The organism is Streptomyces sp. NPDC001020 (assembly GCF_053599115.1).
Genome location: NZ_JBSFLQ010000012.1, coordinates 59650 through 79039, shown reverse-complemented (window position 1 = coordinate 79039; position 19390 = coordinate 59650). Strand labels below are relative to the sequence as shown.

The following is a 19390-nucleotide window of genomic DNA, read 5'->3' as shown; positions in this document are numbered from 1 at the left end:
GAGTGAACGTTCCCATAAGTAGGAGGACAGAGAGACGCGAGGGAAACGGCGAGAGGCCGTGCAGGTGTCGCTGGCATCGGGGACCATCGGCCCCAGCAACGATCGGAGGAAGAAGGAGCACAGTAGAAGGAGGGGAGTCGGCGTCGGCGTTCATCGGCGCGACAGCTGCGGCCGCCCGCGCCTCCCCCGCAGCGGACACTGGCGCGGGTGGGAGGCAGCTATCGATGCCCTGCTCTCGCTGGGTGAGCAGCGGCCCGTCCCGGTGGTCATCGACGAGTTTCCCGACCTCGTACGGCAGAGCCCCGCGCTGCCCTCCATCATCCACAACGCCTACCGGCGAACTTCCGGCAGGCCGCACGGTTCTGGGGCATCGACGAACCCCGGCTCGCCCTTTTGGTCCACGCCGTCGTCGGCGGAACACCCGCCTACAGGCGTTACGTCGGCAACCACTCCCCCATCAGGCCGGACGACTTCGACGCCTGGGTGTGCAGAACCGTCCTCAGCCCCCGAACTCCTCTGTTCCTGGAGGCACACCACCTGCTGCAGGAGGAGGCCGACCACTGGGACCGTGCGCTGTGCCACTCCGTACTCGCCGCCATCGCCTCGGGCTGTTCGACACAGGGCGAAATCGCCGAGCGTCTCGGCGCGTCGCTCACCGACGCCTCCAGCTGTTTGGTGCTCCTGCAGGACAACGGCCTACTGGAGGGCGAGCCCGACGCCTTCCGGCCGAACCTGATCCGGCTTCGTATCGCGGAGCCGCTGCTGGCCTTCGAACACGCGGCAATCTGCCCCTGCCGCACGATGCTGGAGCAACAGGACGCCGCCGAGATCTGGCGACGCGCGCGTCCCGCCTTCGACTCCGCGGTGGCCGGCCCGCATTTCGCCCAGATCTGCCGGGACTGGGTGATGGACTTCGCCGACCCGGCGCTCTTCGGGGCGCACCCAGCGGCGGCAGCCTACGGCTCACTTCCCGACCCCGCACGCGGTGCCGGCGCGGACGCAGAAGCGGAGGTGGTCGTACGTGGCCGGGCTGACGCCCATTCCGGGCCTCTGTTGTCGGTGGGCGTGGCCCACTGGAACGAGGTAATGGACCTGCACCACCTGGAACGCCTCCGTCACCTCCTCGCCCTGCTCGCCACCCGTGGCGAGGACGTCACCCATACACTGCCCGCTTGTTACAGCGGCGTCGGCTTCACTCCCGAGCTCCGCGCGGCCGAAGCCGACGGACAGGTGGTGCTGGTGGGCCCGACCGGCTGTACCAGGGAAGGTAGCCCGGGCTGCAGCGCAATGAGCCGGTGCTGGACCGTAGTCCGGTTCGACCAGGGACGCCACCGGCCCCGGCGAACTGCAGCAGCGCCTCGACCACCGACTCGCCGGTCGTCTGGTGGTAGGTGCCGCCTGAGTGTGAGGCGCCTCGATGCGGTCGGGCGGGGAGACGTCGCCCTGCGCCAGGCGGCGGCGCACCACCTCGGGCGGTAGGTCGACGAAGAACTAAGAGGCTGCGCGGATAGGTGCGCCGAGTCAGGTCAGGGCAGCCGTTGTAGTGACACATCGTCCAGGCAGGATGAGGTCACGCGGACGGTGATGACTCTCGTAGAAGCTCCACGCGGCGGCTCTGTTGTACGGCCGCCGCAGTGCAGGTGCGCAACAGGTCGGCTATGCGGCCGCTGTATAAGGTGATCTTTCCCTTCGACGAGAGGAGTCAGGGTGGAGCCGCGATTGAGCATCGCTGTGGCGCAGCCGAGGTGCGTGGCTTACGACGTGACGGCTAACGCGGTGGCTCACGCGGAGGCTGTTCGGGCGGCGGACGCGCGGGTGGTGGTCTTCCCCGAGATGTTGCTGACGGGATACGAGTTGGACGCGGCGCCGGTCTCGCCGGACGATGAACGGCTGGCTCCGATCGGCGCCGCGTGTGCCGAGACCGGAACGCTCGCCTTGGTTGGTGCGCCTGTGTCGGGTCCACGCATCGGCATCCTGGCTGTGGACGGTTTCGACCGTACGTCTGGCCGCTCGGGAATCTGGTCGGCCGACGGAGAGCTGATCGCCGAGGCGAGCGTTACCCCTGATGATGTCGTGCGGGCGGTCTTCAGCAAGAGGTGGCACTGATTGGGGGTTTGTTCATCGTCGGCGTCGTGGGCGGTCGTCCCGGCGGCGGGTGGTTCACGCGCGTCGGATCAGGCTGCGGACGGTGATGCCGGTGTCGGCGAGGTCGAAGTCGGGCACCGGACCGGACGTCGGGCGGAGGCCGTCACACTCCCCGCCCGACGCCCGGAGCGTACGACTACCAGGGAAGAAGTCCCGGCAGCAGGCGTCAAGGTCACGGATTTCGGGTCAGGCCGTGGGGTCGGGCGCTCGACCCCACCGCCGTTGCTGCTTCAGCCTTCGGTGATCTCGATGTGGTGCGGCTTGGCTGCCTGAACCTTGGGCACGGTGACGGTCAGTACCCCGTCGGCCAGTGTCGCTGTGTTGTCTTCGGCTCTGACGTCGGCCGGCAGCAGCGCCTGGCATTCGAAGTGACCGGTGCGCCGGGTGCTGCGACGCAGGACGCCTTCTCGCTCGCGTTCCTTGAACTCTCCGGTGATGCTCAGCTCCCGGTTGCTGACCTCGCCGTCGATGTCCTCTCGCTTGATCCCGGGCAGCTCCGCCTCGACCACGTAAGCGTCGTCCGTCTCATGCAGGTCGGCCGGTGGTGACCAGGCCCCGACGGCGGGCGTGGTGCCGGCGGTTGCCTCCAGGAACCGGTTTATCCGCTCGAAGAGGTCGTCGAACTCGGCGGTGATCGGCTGACCCCAGCTCAGGGCTGGGAACGGCCGTTCCAGGAGTCGGCCGTGGTGGTGTACGGGCAGATTCACCTCGGCGAAACGACGGCATTCGGGTTCATTTCCATGCTGCGCGTCTCCGTATCGCCCCGCGAATCGGGCCGTCTGCGACCAGAGAAGGCCACGGTCACCTTTGGTGAAGATGTCACCGTTGCCGGTCTCATCAGCCAGCCCGGAGCCCTCGCTGTCAGGGTCGGCAGGACGAGGTGCCGGCCGGGGGTGGCGCCTCAGGTCGCTGGGCGTGTTCGGCGGCGGCGACGTTGCCTTTGACGAGCAGGAAGCTGTCGGGAGTCACCGAGACCGAGTCGATACCGGCTTCGACCAGAAGGCGCGCGAAGTCGGGGTCGTCGCTGGGGCGCTGACCGCACAAGCCCACCTTGCGACTCTTGAGATGAGCGGCGCCGATCAGGGTCCAAATGCTGGTGGTGACGGCCGGGTCGCGCTCGTTGAACAGCGCGCGCAGTTGTTCGGGGTCCCGGTCGACACCAAGGGTGAGCTGGGTCAGGTCATTGCTGCCGATGGAGAAGCCGTCGAAGCGGTCGCTGAAGTCTGCGGCAAGGATGATGTTGGAGGGGATCTCCGCCATCACATAAGCCTCCAGGTCATTGCGGCCACGGACGAGGCCGTGGCCGGCCATGGCCCCAAGGACCTGGTCGGCCTCTCCAAGGGTGCGGCAGAACGGGATCATCACGACTGTGTTGGTGAGCCCCATCTCGTCGCGGACCCGGCGCAATGCCCGGCATTCCAGGCCGAAGCCTTCGCGATAGCCCTCGCTGTAGTAGCGGCTGGCACCTCGCCAGCCCAGCATCGGGTTGTGCTCCGCGGGCTCGAACTGCCTGCCGCCGATGAGTCGTGCGTACTCGTTGGTCTTGAAGTCGCTCATCCGGACGATGACCGGCTTGGGCCACCAGGCGGCGGCGATGCGCGCTATGCCATGGGCCAGGCGCTCGACGAAGTATTCCGTCTTGTCGGTATAGCCCCGGGTCAGCTCGGCGATCCGGTCACGGGCGGCCTCGTCGACCAGCTCGTCGAAGCGCACCAGCGCCATGGGATGGATCTTGATGTGAGTGTTGACGATGAACTCCATCCGGGCCAGTCCGACGCCGTCGGCGGGCAGCTGCCACCACCGGAAGGCAGCCGAGGGGTTGGCGATGTTGAGCATCACCTTGGTCGCCGTGGACGGCACCTCGGCCAGGTCGATGTCCTGTTCGTCGTAGTCGAGCACGCCGTCGTAGACGACGCCTTCCTCGCCCTCCGCGCAGCACACGGTGATCTCCTGGCCGTCGGAGAGCACGCTGGTCGCGTTGGTGGCGCCGACGACGGCGGCTACGCCGAGTTCCCGGCTGACGATGGCCGCGTGTGAGGTGCGCCCGCCGTGGTCGGTGACGATGGCGGCCGCTCGTTTCATGATCGGTTCCCAGTCCGGGTCGGTGATCCCGGTGACGAGCACAGCACCATCCTCGAACCGCCCGATCTCGGCGGCGCTGCGCAGGTTGCACACCGGCCCGGCTGCGATGGCGTCACCGATGGCCAGGCCGGTCGTCAGCTCTTCGCTGCGTTCCCTCAGCCGGAAGGAGCGCAAGGTGGCGGCCTGTTTGCGGGCCTGCACGGTTTCTTGCCGCGCCTGCACGATGCACAGCTCACCGCTGTCGCCGTCCTTGGCCCACTCTATGTCCATCGGATGCCCGTAATGCTCCTCTATGAGCACCCCCCACCTGGCCAACTGCAAGATCTCGGCATCGTCAAGCACACACGCCGCCCGCTCCTCCTCGGTGGTCGCCACGGTCGCCGTCGGCTGCTGCGCGCCGCCGCCGTAGACGACTTTGGTCTGCTTGCCGCCGACCGCCTTGGAGATCACCGGGTTGGTGCCGGCCTGGTCGAGCAGCGGCTTGAACACCTGGTACTCGTCCGGGTCGACCCGGCCGCCCACGACGGACTCGCCCAGGCCGAACGCCGCGTTGACGAGCACCACGCGCGGAAACCCGCTGTCGGTGTCGAGAGTGAACATCACCCCCGCTCCGGCCCGATCGGAGCGGACCATCTGCTGCACGCCGATCGACAGGGCCACCATCAGGTGGTCGAATCCGTGGTGCTCCCGATAGCTGATGGCCCGGTCGGTGAACAAGGACGCGTAGCAGCGCTTGCAGGCCGCCATCAGGGCCTCCTCACCCGTGATGTTGAGGAAGGTCTCCTGCTGCCCGGCGAAGCTGGCCTCGGGAAGGTCCTCGGCGGTGGCGCTACTACGCACCGCCACGTCCGGGTCGGACCGCCGCAAGCGGTCACCCAGCTCCCGGTACCTGCAGCGGACGGCCTCGGCGAGGTCGGGCGGGAACTGGGCGTCGATGAACATTCGCCGGATCGCCTCGCCGACGTCGGCCAGGTCGGCGCCGCGGTGCAGCGCATCGATCCGCTCCGACAGCAGGGGGCGAAGGTCGTTGGCGGTGAGGAAGTACCGGTATGCGTGCGCGGTGGTCGCGAAGCCGCTCGGGATCCGTACGCCTCGCGGCGACAGGTTGCGGATCATCTCCCCGAGTGAGGCGTTCTTCCCGCCGGCCACGGCGGTGTCCGCCATCGAGAAGTCCTCCAGCCATCTGGCCAGGTCCTGCTCAGCCATCGCACCCTCCTTCCCAGGGCGGGCGCCGCCTGTTCGGGAGGTGGCACCCCGGGCGGGAGAGGCGTTCTCCGCAATTGGCGCGGCACCGCTCGCCGCTGAAGCGGTCGGCATCCGGCGCGGCCTCCCCATTGGCTGCAGGGCGTTCGCCGCGTAGCAACGGCGGCCGTTTTGGCGAGTACCGTCGGCCGGTGTGTCTCAAACGGGGCAGGACTCAGTGTGGCCCGGTAACCCGCCGGGACTGGTGCGCAGAACTACGGAATCCTGACCGGCTGCTTCGGTGTGTTCTGGAAGTAGGGAGTGACCGCCGAAGTCTCACCGTCCTCCGGCCAGGGGCACGGAGCTGTCATGAGCCAGTGCGTCCAAGTTGCCCGTTAGCGCGAGCGCAGCTGCGGGCTGCGGACCTCAGCGCGAGCGGCTCGAGCCCAGCGACAGCCAGGCTCACCTCCACCACCGTCTGCCGTCCGACGTCGGCATCAGCCGAACAGACGACGCACACGTAGGGTGTCGACACGTCGCCACCCGGTCTTGGGCAGCAAAAACTCTTCCCGGCTCGCAGGCGGCTGGTCACTGCTCTCCCGGCTTGGATGCCTGGGCGACGCATCGGGTGCCTGCCGGGTCTCGATCACGCATCCGAGACCGGGAAAGATCTACGCCTCGTGACCGTCGTCGTAAAGCACCCGGTAGGACGGTTCTCCGTTCCGGCCGAGTACTTCCACTGCGACCACCTACTGGTCGGCGGAGCCGATGCGGCGGCCTGTGAGGCGCGCGGGCTGGATCGACACCCACATCACGCGTCCGCCCCCGGCCCACGGCTCGGTATGGGCTCGATCGGCCAGCCGCAGCACGGCGTCGGGCTCCGAAACGATGCGCGCCGGGCCGACGACGAGCACGCTCCAGCCCTGACTCATGGCCTCGTCGACATGGTCGACTTCGAAGGCGATGTCCGTTCCCACAGCCGCCGCGGGAGCCGAGCCGGGGGCCGTACGGAAGGCAATCGCGCCGTCGACGACCTCGTAGTTCACCGGGATGATCGCCGGGCCGTCCGGAGTGGATACCGCAACGCGCCCCACACCATGGGTGGAGAGCCGGGCCCAGCACTCGTCAGGGCTGAGGACCTGCAGTTGCGGGTGGAGGAGCGCCTCGCCCTGGCCGGGCGGCGCCTCGATGCCGACTCCGCGAAGGGACGCAACGCTGGTACCAAGGGCGCCAGCCAGCCTGATGAGAGTCGGCAGGCTCGGGTCGGCCGGCCGCTCTTCAAGGTAGGCGAGGTAGTTGGGTGCCATGCCGGCCCGGTCGGCGATTTCCTCACGGGAGAGCCCCTGCCGCGTGCGTTCGGCGGCGACGCGCCGTCCGATGTCGCCAGCGTGAGCGGTCCGGTCGGGAGCGGTCGCGACGGGCACGGCTCCGGCCTCGCCCAGGCCGGGCCTGGGAGGCGCGTGGCGTCTGCCGGCCTCGTGCTCGAGGTGACGGACATGCGCGTCCGGCCCGGGGAACACGAGCGTCACCTCGCCCGTGTCCGACCAGCGCACGTCGTAGGGCGGAGTTCCGTCTTCGTGGTGGAGTCCGACGATCTCGCCGTCGCGCCGGGCAACACCGGTCGCCGGACTCTCGATGACGAGTTGGTCGCCGAGGTGAGCTCGCATGATCGCCACCATCTCCTCACAATGCTGCTGTAGCCAACGTGCCACGCGTAGCGCGCCGCTGCATGCGATGCCGCTTGGAATCCGAGGTGGCCGAATGGACCGCTCCGCATCCACGTCAGTCGGTCCTGAAGGAACGTGCCGACGCGGCCCTGATGCACGCGGTGGGCTCGCGGGCTGAGCTGGTCGTGGTGCCGAAACAGCAACTGCGCTGTGTGATGGGTAGGTGTCCTGATGCGCTACGCCGACCCCGCGCGCCGGGACATGGGCTACCGTTTCGTGCTCCGGCCTGAGGAGCCCCTTACTGGTGCGTCGCAGGCTACTGGTCGTACGGGACGGTGATGACCGGGCAGCGCGCGTGGTGCAGTAGGCCCTGACTGACCGAACCCAGCAGCATTCCGGTGAAGCCGCCGTGCCCTCGTGTGCCCAGGACCAGGCCGAGGGCGTGTTCGGACGCCGTGGCAAGGACCTGTACCGGGTGCCCCTGCACGACCTCATGGTGCAGTTCCACCCCCGGATGGGCAGCGGCACGCCCGGCCACCGTCTCCGACACCGGGCCGGCGTCAGCTGTAGTCGGCGGTGTTCCGCACCGCGCCGAAGCGCGCGAAGATCCGTTCTACGGTGAACTCGTGCTCGTCCGCAGCCAGTCCGGACATCGCGTCGGCTACGAACTCCAGTTGGTAGCCGTGGTCCGCCGCGACCCGTGCGGTGGACTCGACGCCCATCGTGATGACCAGCCCGGCGAACACCGAGTTGTCCGCACCCAGTTTGCGCAACTGCTCGTCCAGATCGGTGCCGTAGAACGCGCCGATGGCGCGCTTGACCACCACGACGTCGCCACCGTGTACCAGGCCGTCGGCGAAGCCGCTGCCCGGCGGCTGCTCGGCGACGTTCGGGCGCTCCACCCGGACCAGCACCACCGGCCGCCCGCTCACCCGGAACGACTTGGCCAACTCGCGGCAGCGCGCGAGGACTTCGTCACCGGTGTGCGGGGCGAGGGGAAGGGCGATGATGCACGGCATCAGGTCGATGAGGATCAGTGCGGAGGCCGTGACGAACGATCGTAGGGCGTCCGGCGCACCGGGAGCCGAGTCGCCCGTCGCCACCAGTGTGTGCTTGGCGGCGCGGACGGCACCGGCACCAGCCTGGGCACCGTGCATCACCGGGTGCGGGGCCACCCTCGCAGGCGCACGGAGCACAACGGACAGCCGGGCCCCCGGCGGGTACAGGAGACCACTTGTGGACCACCTCGGGGGTGGGATGATGCACTGAGGCGTCAATCGGCGATAACGGGAGGCCACTTGATGGGCGAGGAACGCGGTTCTCAGGCTGCGGCAGTGTTCGATGCTCTGGGAGCCGACTACGAGAAGGCGTTCGCCGGGTCGGCCGCGCACCGGTCGTCGCTTGAATGGCTTCTTGGTCGGCTCGTGCCCGGCAGTCGGGTGCTCGACGTGGGCAGCGGAACCGGCCGGCCCACGGCGGAGACGCTCGTTGGCGCGGGACATGAGGTGCTGGGCGTCGATGTCTCCCCGGGCATGGTGGAACTCGCCACCCGGCAGGTGCCCGGGGCTTCTTTCCGGTGTGCTGACATCCGTGAAGTCGCCCTGCGTGAAGCCTCGTTCGACGCGGTCTGCGTGTACTTCTCGCTCCTGCAGATGTCGCGCGACGACCAGTCTCGGCTCCTGCGGCGGCTCGTGCAGGCGCTGAAGCCCGGCGGCAGCCTGGCCGTCGCTACGGTGCCCCTGGATGTGGAGGGCGTCGAGGGTCTCTTCATGGGGCAGAAGGTAACGGTAACGAGCTTCGCCGCCGAGGACTTCATCGCGATGGTCACCGAGGCGGGCCTGTCTGTCGTGTCCGCGGAGAGCTTTCTGTTCACCCCGTCTCATCCGAACGCCGCGCCTGAGCCTCATCTCTTCCTCCACTGCCGCCGCGGAAAGATCGGAGCGGCCTGAGTCCGGTCGACGAGGCGCGCATCTGTTCAGGAACACAGGCGGAGCGGCGGTGGTGGCCGGCCTGACCAGGGAGGTGCCGAGCAAGACCGGAGTTGTGGCCTCCATCACACGCACGTGATCCACCCTCTGGTGAGGTGATCGAATGCGAAGACCTGCTTCCCTCCTGTCGACTCTCGCCGCGACCGCCCTGCTGCTCACGGCCTGCGGGACAGAACGCGCAGGCGTCGGAAGCACCGGCGGCGCCCGTGCGTCCGTACCGCCGTCCCAGACGCAGGTCGAGGATCCGGGCAAGGACGGTGTACAGATCACCTCACTGACCCTCCCGTCGGCCTCCCCCTCGCCCACCCGCAGCACTTCCGTCTCCGCCGACAGCCTCGCCACAGACTCGGGAGCCTTTGCCGCCTACGAGGTCACCAATGAGGGCACTGAGGCTCTGACCTACTCGGTCGTCTTCACCTTCATGAGCAGTGATGGCGGGGCGGTTGCCAATCAAACCGTGGCAGTGCGCGATGTCGGCCCCGGGAAGACAGTGCGGGGCACGGTGCAGGTCGGAGAACTACCGTCCGCCGCGCCGCGGGTGACACAGGCCAAGGTCCTCCGCGTGACCAAGGTGCCCGCGGGCGAGGCTCCGGCTGATCCGGGCACATGTCCCACCTCTGGGATCCGGGTCAGCGCCGACCGGGGTGACGCGGCAATGGGGCTGCGTGTCGTGGGCCTGCATCTCGACAACTGCGGCACACGCGACTACACCGTCGACGGCTACCCGCTGCTGGAACTTCTGGACGACGACCGCAAACCCGTCGGCGGTATCAAGATCCTCCGTGGCAGCGGTGAGATCACCACCGCTGCCGGGCCTGACGAGCAGCCCCGACCCGTCACGCTCGGGCCCGGCGAGTCGGCGACCGCCAGCCTGGTGTGGCGCAACACAACCGAGTCCGGTACGCCAGTGAACGTGCCCTACGTGCGGGTCCGGGCGAAGGCCGGCGCCGACCCGGTCACGGTCACCCCAGACCTCGACCTCGGAACCACCGGAAAGCTCGGCGTCAAACCGTGGGCAAAGGATGACACCGCGGGCGCAGGCGCCCACGATTGACGAGCGATCCTGACGGCTGGCTGAACACCTACAACCACCACCGCGGACACACCGCGTTGAAAGGGCAACCACCGGCCATTCGTGCCCCCGACCTGACAGTTCGACCCAGAGGACTACAAGGCCCGGCACGCGGTCGAGTGCGGCATCAATCGCCTCAAGAGACATCGAGCCGTGGCCACCAGGTATGACGAACTCGCGGTCCGCCAGGAGGTTACCGTCCTCGTTGCCGCCATCAACGAGTGGTTGTGACGTACTGGTCCGACGACAACTCGAACACCCGTACTCGACGACCGCAGGTGGGGTTGACGGTCTCACGGACCGGATGCATCCCCAGTTTGGTCATGATCCGTTCGGATGCGTCGTTGCCCACTTGAGTGATGCTGACGATCCGCTCCAGCCCTCGCTCTTCGAACCCGAACCGTACAGCGGCCGCAGCAGCTTCGGTGGCCAAGCCCTGCCCCCAGTGGGAACGTCCCAGTCGCCAGCCGATCTCAACCGCCGGCAGTACCTCCGGCAAGAAGTGGGGCACCGAAAGGCCGGTGAACCCGGCCATCTCGCCAGTGGACCGGATCTCCACGGCGAACAGGCCGAAGCCCTGTGACTCCCACTCGCTCTCCCATGCGTGGATCCCGTCGCGAGTCTGCTGTTCGTCACGGACGCTGCCGTCACGGATCCACCGCATGACCTCGGGGTCGGCATTGACGGCAGCCATGGGCGCAACGTCTTCCTCGCGCCAGCGACGCAGGACCAAACGGGGAGTCTTAAGCGTGACCATCCCATCATTCTGGATCACGAATGGTGGGCGGGACCATCCCCGCGCGTGCGAGGAGCACAGGCCGGCGTGATCAGTGCAGTGCCCGGTCGGCGGCCGGGCGCGTCGCCGGGCCGAATCCGGGGCGAGGCCCGACGCCGGCCCCGGGACCGCCCGTCGCCACTCTGGGGCGCGTCACGCGCGAAAAGTTGAGCAAGTGTCAGGAAAGTACGTCGCGGAGTCTTGCGATAGCGCACGCCTTTGGCCAGGATCGGCACCCGTCGGGCAATTCCGCCCCCTTTGCCGACCGCCCCGGAGGCACCATGCGTCTGCGTCGCATCGCCACCACGCTCGCCTTCGGCACCGCCGTCCTGTGCGCGCTGCCCGCAGCGGCTCAGGCTCAGGCTCACAGCACGCCCACCAGTATGGAGGCGCCTTGGGCCGCTGGGGACACGGGCCGGCCCACTGGCACCGTCGCCATGCCCGACGGCGTTGTCCACCTCGCCGACAGTCGGGGCCGTGTGTTGCGGCTGCACGGTTTCAACCTCGGCAAGAACGACACCGTCACCCGCGACCGCGTCGCCCGGCTCGCACGCGACGGATTCAATCTGATCCGGCTCGACATCCAGTGGGAGAAGGTGGAGCCCCGCCTGGGTCGGTACGACACCGCCTACCTGCGCTACCTCGACCAGGTGCTCGACTGGGCCGACCGGTACCACGTCCTGGTCCTCGTCGACTGGCACCAGGACGTCTTCGGCCCCGCCTTCGGCCACAACGGCATCCCCGCCTGGGCCACCCGCACCGACGGGCTGCCCTTCGAGTCCAACCCGGACGACTGGTTCTCCGACTACTTCCAGCCCGCCGTCCAGGCCGCCTTCACCCATCTGTACGACGACCCCGACCTGCGCACCGCCCAGGCCGCCGCCTACGCGAAGGTCGCCACCACCCTGCGCGGACACCGCTCGCTGCTCGGCTACGACCTGTTCAACGAGCCCTTCGGCCCCGTCCCCGGGGACCCGACCGACCCCGCCGACCAGGTCGCCGCCTCCACCGCGCTCGAACAGGGCCGACTGCCCGCCATGTACCGGCGCCTCATCCAGGCCGTCCGCGCTGTCGACCGCGACGCGTGGCTGTTCGTGGAGCCCACCGTCCTCGTCGGCCAAGGCGTCCCCACGAGCCTCCCCGGCTTCGCCGACCCACGTCCCGGCGCCGCCCGCATCGGCTACGCCCCGCACGCCTACGACACGGCCGTCGAGGCGGGGCAGGACTGGGACCCGTCCGGGCAGTTCATCGAGCGGTACGAAGCCGCCATCGGCGCCTACCCGACCGCGCACCGGCTGCCCGTCATCGTTGGTGAATGGGGGCCGCCCAAAGCCACCACGCCCGGCAACGCCCAGCTCGTACGCCGTCAGCTCCTGTCGATGCACGGCTTTGCCACCGGCTGGGCCATGTGGTACGACTGCGACGCCACGGACGGCGGCGGCTACTGCGCCCGTGACCGCAACGGCAGCCCCGCCCCCGGCAAGGAACCCGCCTTCGCGCCCTACGCCCGGGCCGTCGCCGGCTCTCCGGGAGCCGAGACCTACGACCCGTTCACCCGGACCTACACCCTGACCCTGACCGCCACCCGCGCGACCCGCGGCGCCTTGACGACGCTCGCCCTCCCCACCGCCGCGTTCCCCCGGGGCGCGCGCATCACGGCGGAGGGCACGCGCGCCGCGGTCGTCCACAGCGCCCCCGGCGAGGCGGACGTGCTGCTCCCCGCTGTGCGCCCCGGCACCGCGGTCACCGTGACCGCGACGGCACGCTGAGGCCACGCACCGTGGAGACGAGCGGTCCCCTCGGCCGTGCGCCTGCTCCTGGTGTCCGACACTCGTCTGCCCACCCGGGCCAAGGCCCTGCCGTCTGAACTCCTCGCCGATGCCCCGAGCCCCGACGTGGTCGTCCACGGGGCGACTGGGTGGACACCGCCACGCCGGACCTGCTGCTGGGCCGGTCGCGGCGGCTGATCGGCGTGTACGGCAACAATGACGGCCCCGTGTGCGCGCCCGGCCGGAAGGCACCCCGTCCCGAGGCACTCTTCAGAACACCGACAGGCCGGTGAGGGTCGTGAAGCGGTCCAGGGCCGCCACGCCGGCCACGGAGTTGCCCCGCTCGTCCAGGCCGGGGCTCCACACGCACAGCGCACACCGGCCCGGTACGACGGCAATGATGCCGCCGCCCACGCCGCTCTTGCCGGGCAGGCCCACACGGTAGGCGAAGTCGCCGGCCGCGTCGTACGTCCCGCAGGTCAGCATGACCGCGTTGACCTGCTTGGCCTGGCTGCTGGCGAGCAGTCGGGTACCGTCCGCCCTTATGCCGTGCCGGGCGAGGAACGTGGTGGCCAGCGCCAGGTCGGCGCAGGACGCCGCGATCGAGCACTGGCGGAAGTACTGGTCCAGCAGGACCGGCACCGGGTTGTCGACGTTGCCGTAGGACGCCATGAAGTGGGCGAGGGCGGCGTTGCGGTCGCCGTGCGCGGTCTCGGACGCGGCGACCTCCTCGTCGAAGTCCAGCTCCGGGTTACCGCTCTCGGCGCGCAGGAAGCTCAGCAGCTCGCCCGCCGCGTCGCCGGTACGGGTCTGGAGCCGGTCGGTGACCACCAGGGCGCCGGCGTTGATGAACGGGTTGCGCGGGATGCCGTTCTCGTACTCCAGCTGTACCAGGGAGTTGAAGGGGTTGCCGGAGGGCTCGCGGCCCACGTGCTCCCACAGTTCGTCGCCCTCGCGCGCCAGGTCGAGGGCGAGAGTGTACACCTTGGTGATGGACTGCGCGGAGAACGGCTCCTGCCAGTCCCCCACCCCGTACACCATGCCGTCCAGCTCTGCGACGGCCATGCCGAAGGCGCGGGCGTCACGGGCCGCGAGCGCCGGGATGTAGTCGGCCGGGCGCCCGCGGCCGGGCGTGTGCCCGATCTCCTCGGCGATGCGCTCCAGGACCGGCAGGTAGGTCGGGGACGGGGACGACATCATGATCACCATTCTGCCTCCGGGCCGGTCCCGGTGCGCAGGTTTGATGCTCGGCAACGGCTACTGCACACGCCCCGTCGAGGTGGACTGCCACTTCGAGCCGATCTGCGAGTCCTGCACGTTATTCATCACCGTGATCGAGTTCCGTTCCAACCTCCAGCTCCAGCTCCAGCTCCAGCTCCAGCGAGACGACTCGGCAGCCAAGGGGCAGGTGTCGCCGGAACAGATGCTCGAAACTCCTCCGCCGACTTGATGACGAAGCCTCCCTCGACGTTCAGCGACGCCGGTGAACAGCTCCCGGCTCTCGGCGGCGCAACCCGGACACCAAGCCCGAGCGCCGGCCGCACCCTCGTCGAGGCGGCCGGAGCGTGGGAGCCACCCGCCCCGATAGGGTTTCGCCCATGCGTGATCTAGGGGCGGGCTTCGGCTACTTGGTGAAGGGGCAGCGCTGGGCTGCCGGACACGGCAGAGCGTACGGCTTCGGGCTGTTGCCCGGGCTGATCACCGTTGCGCTCTACGCGGCGGCACTCGTGGCCCTCGCCGTGTACGGCGACGACCTCGTCACCTGGGCCACCCCCTTCGCCGACCACTGGTCGTCCCCATGGGGCGGCCTGTTCCGCGGGTTCCTGGCCGCCGTCCTCTTCGCGCTCGCGCTGCTCCTGGCAGTGCTCACCTTCACGGCGGTCACCCTCCTCCTCGGGCAACCCTTCTACGAGTCGCTGTCGGAGAGGGTGGACCGCTCGGTGTCCCCGGACGGCGGCGCCCCGCAGTCCCCGCACTCGCTCTGGCGCGAGCTGTGGATCTCGGCCCGCGACAGTCTCCGTGTCGTCGTCCGAGCGGCACTCTGGGGAATTCTGCTCTTCGCGCTCGGCTTCCTTCCTTTCGTCGGCCAGACCGTGATCCCGGCGCTCGGGTTCTTCGTCACTGGCTTCTTCCTGACCGAGGAGCTGACCGCGGTCGCGCTCCAGCGCCGCGGGGTCGAACTGCGCGAGCGCCTCGCGCTGTTGCGCGCCCGTAAGACCCTGGCCTGGGGCTTCGGCACCCCGCTCACAGTCGCCTTCCTCGTCCCGTTCGTCGCGGTCTTCCTGATGCCGGGCGCCGTCGCAGGCGCCACCCTCATGGCACGCGACCTGCTGGACGAGGACACGGCGGAGGAGACGACCGCGGGCGACGGCGACTCCCACGACAACAACCACACACAGGAGGCAACCGCATGACCGAAGTGACCGCCACGGTAGCCGGGTCCATGTCGCCCGCGCCGAACTGGAGAACCGGCGTGGGTGCACATGGTGACTGTTGTCACGAGGACGGGGTTCCCACAGTGAACGAAGTGCACCGCACGCAAGGCCCACGCGCCAGGGATGCTCCTTACGAGGAGGACCAGTGCACTTGTTCGCTCGACGCCGTCGGCCGCCCGCTTCTCACTGCATGAGGGACTCCACGTCGACCGCGCTCTCCCAAGCCGGGTTCGGGGCCTCGCCGGGCCAGGTGAACTTCGTGGAACTCGACTTGGCCAAGGCGCCCGTGGCGCCCTCCCTCACGAGCCGGGCCAGGCTGACGTAGGCGCCCTCCTTCTGCACGGAGGTATCGTCGGCCACCACGACGAGGACTTGATCACCCACCCGCGCGTGCTCGATCCCGTTGAATTGGTAGTCGACCGTCTCGGCCAACTCTTCATCGGTCAACTTGCGCCCCATCTTGCCCTCGAAGTCGGAGCGCACCTGTGCGACCGAGACGACACCGCCCTGTTCCCGCACCTCGACGGTGGCGGGGGCGTCGGCGTCCCGCTGCCGCTCCACGGAGATCGTCAAGATCGTCTCGACAGTCGTAGCCGGCTCGGTGACCAGCGGTCGGGTGGCGGTGACCGTGCCGCTGATCACGTTGGATGCCCCGGCCTGGCTGGCGAACGCGGCAAGACTGGGAGCGGCGTAGCTGCGGTTGAGAGCTCCGTCGAGGATGACTTTGTGGTCCGGAGTGTCACGCGAGCCGGTCGTCGCCTCGAGGCTCGGCGCCGACTTCGATCCGCGCACGGAGTCCTTCACAGCGGGGCCCCCGGCACCACTGGAGCAGGCCGACAAGGCCAGTGGCAGCACGAGCCCAGCCGCCAGGACGCCAAAGCTGACGCGACGCGAAGCCGACCTGTCAGTAGAGGTAGTTGATGCCATCTCTGTCATCCTTTATCGGAGCGTCGACACTCGTGCTGGATATGTAGGTGTTCATCAACGAACTTGAATTACTGTTGTGCGCCAAACCCATTGCGTGGCCCACCTCGTGCGCGATGATTCCGTCACGGTGAGTGTCGGGTCCGCAAGCTGATGCGTTGGCCAACAGCGGGTCGATAGTGACTTTTGCCCACACCCAGTTGGTGTTGGACGGGTTTACGGTCGCAGTATCGACGTACATTGCAGTGACCGCGCAGTAGGAGTTGCTGGAGGTCGACCGCCTGTAGAAATCCAACCGGCTCTTGCTCTTGTCAAGAGTATCGACGTACCAGACCTTTGTGTCCGTGGTATTGTTCCAGTGTGCCACGCCGGCCGGAATCGCACTGGGGTGTGAATTCTTGGCAGTGGAATCCAGCCAGTAGTACTCACCGTTGATGCCGTACTTCAGACGGTGGCTGTTGAACGTGTTGTAGGCATCCGCCGGTGCCCCCGCTGCCATCACCAACCCGAAGGCGATCAATGCAGAGGGCAGCGCTGACCACGCGGTGATGGATCGCCCCTTCCTCTTCGGTGTTGGATTCGGCGCGCCACCGGTGACACCCTCTGGTGCTTTCAGCACAATCTTGACTCCCCATCAACCTTGTTCATGCGTTACGCCTCCAACTGGCCGGGCATGCAGCAAACTTGCGCCGCCACCACTCCATGACTGAACAGCAGCTCCTCGCTACGATCCCCACCCATCGTGTGGAGAAATACAGTCGCTTGCTGCACGCCTGCACAGTAGATGTGAAGATCACGCAGAGGGAGTGCTTTACATCGGATGTGACCCGCGTCACAGACGGGGTCTCGTGATGTCAAAGCTTGCCCCAATTTGACCGACGCTCGAATTGCAAGTGCAGCTTCGGGAATATCCCGAACTTGGCCTGCGCCCCGGTGTGACCGGTCTGGCAAGAGACGTCGCCTCTGCCGGGAAGAATCACCGATGAGCATCAATGAAGGATTCGCTGCCCCACCCCCCAAACGACGCCGCCACCCACTCCTGCCAGACGAGGAAGCCGACAACCAGCAAGTGGGCAACCCGACCAAGGGTGTCGGGCAGTGATCACGCATATCCGCTCATACGACATATCCGCCCATCTCTCCGCTGGCCGTTCCACACCCCCAGAAGGATCAAGCGCAGAGACCAGCAGTGGTCAGCTACTGAGGCTGAACTCGTGATGTCGGCCTCGCGGAGCCAAGCGGCACTCAGCTCTCCTTGGGTGGATGCCATTCGTACGAAATAGGGCCTGTCTTGGGCCAGGTCTGCCGGACCTGCTCCAGTCGTTCGTGGTGCTCCTCTATCCAGTTCTCCTGCGGCCGGGTCCACAGCACCGTGCTGAGGCGGTCCGGATCGTGGATCGTTACATCCAGGGAGTGGTCCTCCTGCATGTGGAGAACGAGGTTCAGCCGCGATCCCCACCGATGCTCGCACCCTCACCAGTCACGCCCAGGCGGTGCTGCCGACCCAGCCCGAGCCGGTGCAGGTGCTCGGTATCGACGAGATCCACCGAGGCCGGCCGAGATGGATCCCCGACAAGGTCACCGGAGTCTGGCAGACCGCCGTGGACCGTTGGCGCGTCGGCTTCGTCGACCTGTCCGGCGAGCAGGGCCTGTTCGGGCAGGTCGAAGGCCGCACCGCCCAGGCGGTCATCGACTGGCTGGCCGACCGCGACCAAGACTGGCGCGGCGCGGTCCGGTACGTCGCGATCGACATGTGCACGATCTTCAAGTCGGCGATCTGCCGCGTCCTGACACAGGTGGCTCTGGTCGTGGACTACTTCCACTTCGTGCAGCTGGCGAACCAGACCCTCACCGAGGTCCGCCGCCGGCTCACTGTGACGCACCACGGCCGGCGCGGCCGCAAGGGCAACCGTGAGCGGGACCTGCGCAACCGGCTCACCCGTTCCGCCGCCCGGATGCGCGGCGAGCACTCGATGCTCTCCTCGACGGGCTGTCCAACCTGCCCAAGGCGATTGGCGAACCGATCACCGTGGCGCGGAACGCCAAGGAAGACCTCGTGGACCTGCTTGCCATCGCCCGGACCCGCCCGGACCGGGAACAGGTCCGCGATCTGCTGTACCGGTTCCACCGACGCTGCGCCGACGCCGGCCTTCCCGAACTGCACTGCAGCGCCTGGCCACAACCGTCGAGACGTGGTGGCCAGAGATCCTCGCGTTCCTGCACACCTGGATCACCGATGCCGGCTCCGAAGGCACCAACCAGGTCATCAAGACCGTCACCCGCGACGCCTACGGCTTCCGCAACCCCGTCAACCAGCGCTTACGCACCCGTCGCGCGACCACCCGGCGAGCCCGTGGGCACCTCGACGCCCGCTAATTTCGTTGAGCCCGCGCCCGTGATCGTGTTGGCTAGCGGCACCGAACTGTCAGTACCGCTGGTGTCCGCTTGGCTGTAGCAGGGAGTTAAACGTGCAGGACATTGTCGTCGACCCCGGTACCCATAATCGGGCAGCCTGGGACAAATATGTCCAGGAGGGCAACGAGTGGACGAGGCCGGTGAGTTCTGAGGATGTCGAGCGCGCCCGCATGGGCGACTGGTCGATTGTTCTCATCGGGCGTGAGCCAGTCGACCGCTCCTGGCTGCCGACGGACCTGACCGGCAAGGACGTGTTGTGCCTGGCCTCCGGCGGTGGCCAGCAGGGTCCGATCCTCGCCGCCGCAGGAGCGCGGGTCACCGTGTTCGACAACTCGCCCCGCCAGCTCGGCCAGGACCAGATGGTGGCGGCGCGCGACGGACTCGAGCTGCGCACCGTCCTGGGTGACATGCGCGACCTCAGCGCCTTCGGCAACGCAGCATTCGACGTTGTGTTCCACCCGGTCTCGAACCTGTTTGTACCCGGCTTGGCACCGGTGTGGCGTGAGTGCTTCCGTGTCCTGCGACCGGGCGGAACTCTGCTCGCGGGCTTCCTCAATCCTGATATGTACTTGTTCGACCACGAGGCCCTCGACGAGCGCGGCGAGCTGGTCGTCGTGCACAAGCTGCCCTACAGCGATGTCACGCAGTACTCCGCCGAGGAACGCGCCACGAAGTTCGGCGCGGATGCCCCTCTTGAATATAGTCACACCCTCACCGACCAGATCGGCGGGCAACTCGCCGCGGGGTTCGTCCTCACCGGCTTCGCAGAAGCACCGCACCAATCCGACGCATCCGCCCAATACATGTCGAACTATTTTGCGACGCTGGCGGTCAAGCCAGGCTGACCCAGCCGCGGCGCCGGCCGAGACGGCCGTGAACAACCAAATGCCATTCGAAGATTGGCCACCGATTTATTCGATGTGGCCGATCTCCGAC

The 19390-nt window shown here is 68.0% G+C and carries 18 protein-coding genes and 4 pseudogenes; 12 read left to right on the top strand and 10 right to left on the bottom strand.

Going from position 1 to position 19390, the window contains the following annotated elements; all coding sequences use genetic code 11:
- Positions 1–393: 393 nt before the first annotated feature.
- Together ACWDEX_RS14125 and ACWDEX_RS14120 are read left to right on the top strand one after the other, a co-directional pair.
- Complete coding sequence (locus tag ACWDEX_RS14125) at positions 394–1479, top strand: AAA family ATPase (protein ID WP_450463564.1); 1086 nt, start codon at positions 394–396, stop codon at positions 1477–1479.
- Positions 1480–1707: 228 nt separating this feature from the next.
- Positions 1708–2106: a nitrilase-related carbon-nitrogen hydrolase gene (locus ACWDEX_RS14120; protein WP_450463563.1), complete on the top strand. Its 399-nt coding sequence runs from the start codon at positions 1708–1710 to the stop codon at positions 2104–2106.
- A 269-nt stretch (positions 2107–2375) separates the two neighbouring features.
- On the opposite strand, the gene ACWDEX_RS14115 is transcribed toward ACWDEX_RS14120, so the two are convergent.
- The 5 genes and pseudogenes from ACWDEX_RS14115 to ACWDEX_RS14095 all read right to left on the bottom strand — a co-directional run bounded on the left by ACWDEX_RS14115 (position 2376) and on the right by ACWDEX_RS14095 (position 8233).
- Positions 2376–2852 (bottom strand): Hsp20/alpha crystallin family protein, encoded by a 477-nt coding sequence (locus tag ACWDEX_RS14115; protein WP_450463562.1) that lies wholly within the window; start codon positions 2850–2852, stop codon positions 2376–2378.
- Positions 2853–3006: 154 nt separating this feature from the next.
- On the bottom strand, positions 3007–5544 hold the full coding sequence (gene ppsA, locus ACWDEX_RS14110; protein WP_450463561.1) for a phosphoenolpyruvate synthase: 2538 nt from the start codon (positions 5542–5544) through the stop codon (positions 3007–3009).
- 614 nt (positions 5545–6158) lie between these two features.
- Positions 6159–7076, bottom strand: a complete 918-nt coding sequence (locus tag ACWDEX_RS14105) for a pyridoxamine 5'-phosphate oxidase family protein (protein WP_450463559.1) — start codon at positions 7074–7076, stop codon at positions 6159–6161.
- Between the two features lie 316 nt (positions 7077–7392).
- A pseudogene (locus ACWDEX_RS14100) lies at positions 7393–7626 on the bottom strand (universal stress protein); the annotation flags it as partial.
- Positions 7627–7636: 10 nt separating this feature from the next.
- Entirely contained in the window at positions 7637–8233 is a 597-nt protein-coding gene (locus ACWDEX_RS14095; RefSeq protein ID WP_450463671.1) for an isochorismatase family protein, read from the bottom strand.
- Between the two features lie 144 nt (positions 8234–8377).
- On the opposite strand from ACWDEX_RS14095, the gene ACWDEX_RS14090 reads away from it, so the two are divergent.
- The 3 genes and pseudogenes from ACWDEX_RS14090 to ACWDEX_RS14080 form a co-directional block, all read left to right on the top strand.
- Positions 8378–9025, top strand: coding sequence for a class I SAM-dependent methyltransferase (locus tag ACWDEX_RS14090; RefSeq protein ID WP_450463558.1), 648 nt, complete (start codon positions 8378–8380; stop codon positions 9023–9025).
- A gap of 142 nt (positions 9026–9167) precedes the next feature.
- Positions 9168–10118, top strand: a complete 951-nt coding sequence (locus ACWDEX_RS14085) for a DUF4232 domain-containing protein (RefSeq protein WP_450463557.1) — start codon at positions 9168–9170, stop codon at positions 10116–10118.
- Between the two features lie 96 nt (positions 10119–10214).
- Positions 10215–10367: pseudogene (locus ACWDEX_RS14080) on the top strand (IS5 family transposase); the annotation flags it as partial.
- Here the strand turns inward: ACWDEX_RS14080 and ACWDEX_RS14075 are convergent.
- Positions 10351–10893, bottom strand: a complete 543-nt coding sequence (locus ACWDEX_RS14075; RefSeq protein WP_450463555.1) for a GNAT family N-acetyltransferase — start codon at positions 10891–10893, stop codon at positions 10351–10353. The pseudogene ACWDEX_RS14080 and the gene ACWDEX_RS14075 overlap by 17 nt on opposite strands.
- Before the next feature lie 299 nt (positions 10894–11192).
- On the opposite strand from ACWDEX_RS14075, the gene ACWDEX_RS14070 reads away from it, so the two are divergent.
- Together ACWDEX_RS14070 and ACWDEX_RS14065 are read left to right on the top strand one after the other, a co-directional pair.
- Complete coding sequence (locus tag ACWDEX_RS14070; protein ID WP_450463554.1) at positions 11193–12680, top strand: cellulase family glycosylhydrolase; 1488 nt, start codon at positions 11193–11195, stop codon at positions 12678–12680.
- Positions 12681–12716: 36 nt separating this feature from the next.
- Positions 12717–12907: pseudogene (locus tag ACWDEX_RS14065) on the top strand (metallophosphoesterase family protein); the annotation flags it as partial.
- 43 nt (positions 12908–12950) lie between these two features.
- On the opposite strand, the gene ACWDEX_RS14060 reads toward ACWDEX_RS14065, so the two are convergent.
- Positions 12951–13889 carry a glutaminase gene (locus ACWDEX_RS14060; protein WP_450463553.1) on the bottom strand — a complete coding sequence of 313 codons (939 nt, stop codon included), beginning with the start codon at positions 13887–13889 and terminating at the stop codon, positions 12951–12953.
- On the opposite strand from ACWDEX_RS14060, the gene ACWDEX_RS14055 reads away from it, so the two are divergent.
- Positions 13879–14130, top strand: a complete 252-nt coding sequence (locus ACWDEX_RS14055) for a hypothetical protein (protein WP_450463551.1) — start codon at positions 13879–13881, stop codon at positions 14128–14130. The two genes, ACWDEX_RS14060 and ACWDEX_RS14055, sit on opposite strands and share 11 nt — an antisense overlap.
- Before the next feature lie 148 nt (positions 14131–14278).
- Positions 14279–15094 (top strand): EI24 domain-containing protein, encoded by an 816-nt coding sequence (locus ACWDEX_RS14050; protein WP_450463549.1) that lies wholly within the window; start codon positions 14279–14281, stop codon positions 15092–15094.
- A 204-nt stretch (positions 15095–15298) separates the two neighbouring features.
- Here ACWDEX_RS14050 and ACWDEX_RS14045 read toward each other — a convergent pair whose 3' ends face one another.
- From ACWDEX_RS14045 to ACWDEX_RS14035, 3 genes are all read right to left on the bottom strand, one after another.
- Positions 15299–15907: a hypothetical protein gene (locus tag ACWDEX_RS14045; protein WP_450463547.1), complete on the bottom strand. Its 609-nt coding sequence runs from the start codon at positions 15905–15907 to the stop codon at positions 15299–15301.
- 112 nt (positions 15908–16019) lie between these two features.
- Positions 16020–16658 (bottom strand): matrixin family metalloprotease, encoded by a 639-nt coding sequence (locus ACWDEX_RS14040; RefSeq protein WP_450463546.1) that lies wholly within the window; start codon positions 16656–16658, stop codon positions 16020–16022.
- A 626-nt stretch (positions 16659–17284) separates the two neighbouring features.
- Positions 17285–17467, bottom strand: a complete 183-nt coding sequence (locus tag ACWDEX_RS14035; RefSeq protein ID WP_450463544.1) for a DUF5959 family protein — start codon at positions 17465–17467, stop codon at positions 17285–17287.
- 65 nt (positions 17468–17532) lie between these two features.
- On the opposite strand from ACWDEX_RS14035, the pseudogene ACWDEX_RS14030 reads away from it, so the two are divergent.
- From ACWDEX_RS14030 to ACWDEX_RS14020, 3 genes and pseudogenes are all read left to right on the top strand, one after another.
- Positions 17533–17898, top strand: a pseudogene (locus tag ACWDEX_RS14030) (transposase); the annotation flags it as partial.
- A gap of 52 nt (positions 17899–17950) precedes the next feature.
- Positions 17951–18415: a transposase gene (locus ACWDEX_RS14025; RefSeq protein ID WP_450463669.1), complete on the top strand. Its 465-nt coding sequence runs from the start codon at positions 17951–17953 to the stop codon at positions 18413–18415.
- Positions 18416–18507: 92 nt separating this feature from the next.
- Positions 18508–19299: a class I SAM-dependent methyltransferase gene (locus ACWDEX_RS14020; protein WP_450463543.1), complete on the top strand. Its 792-nt coding sequence runs from the start codon at positions 18508–18510 to the stop codon at positions 19297–19299.
- Positions 19300–19390 lie beyond the last annotated feature (91 nt).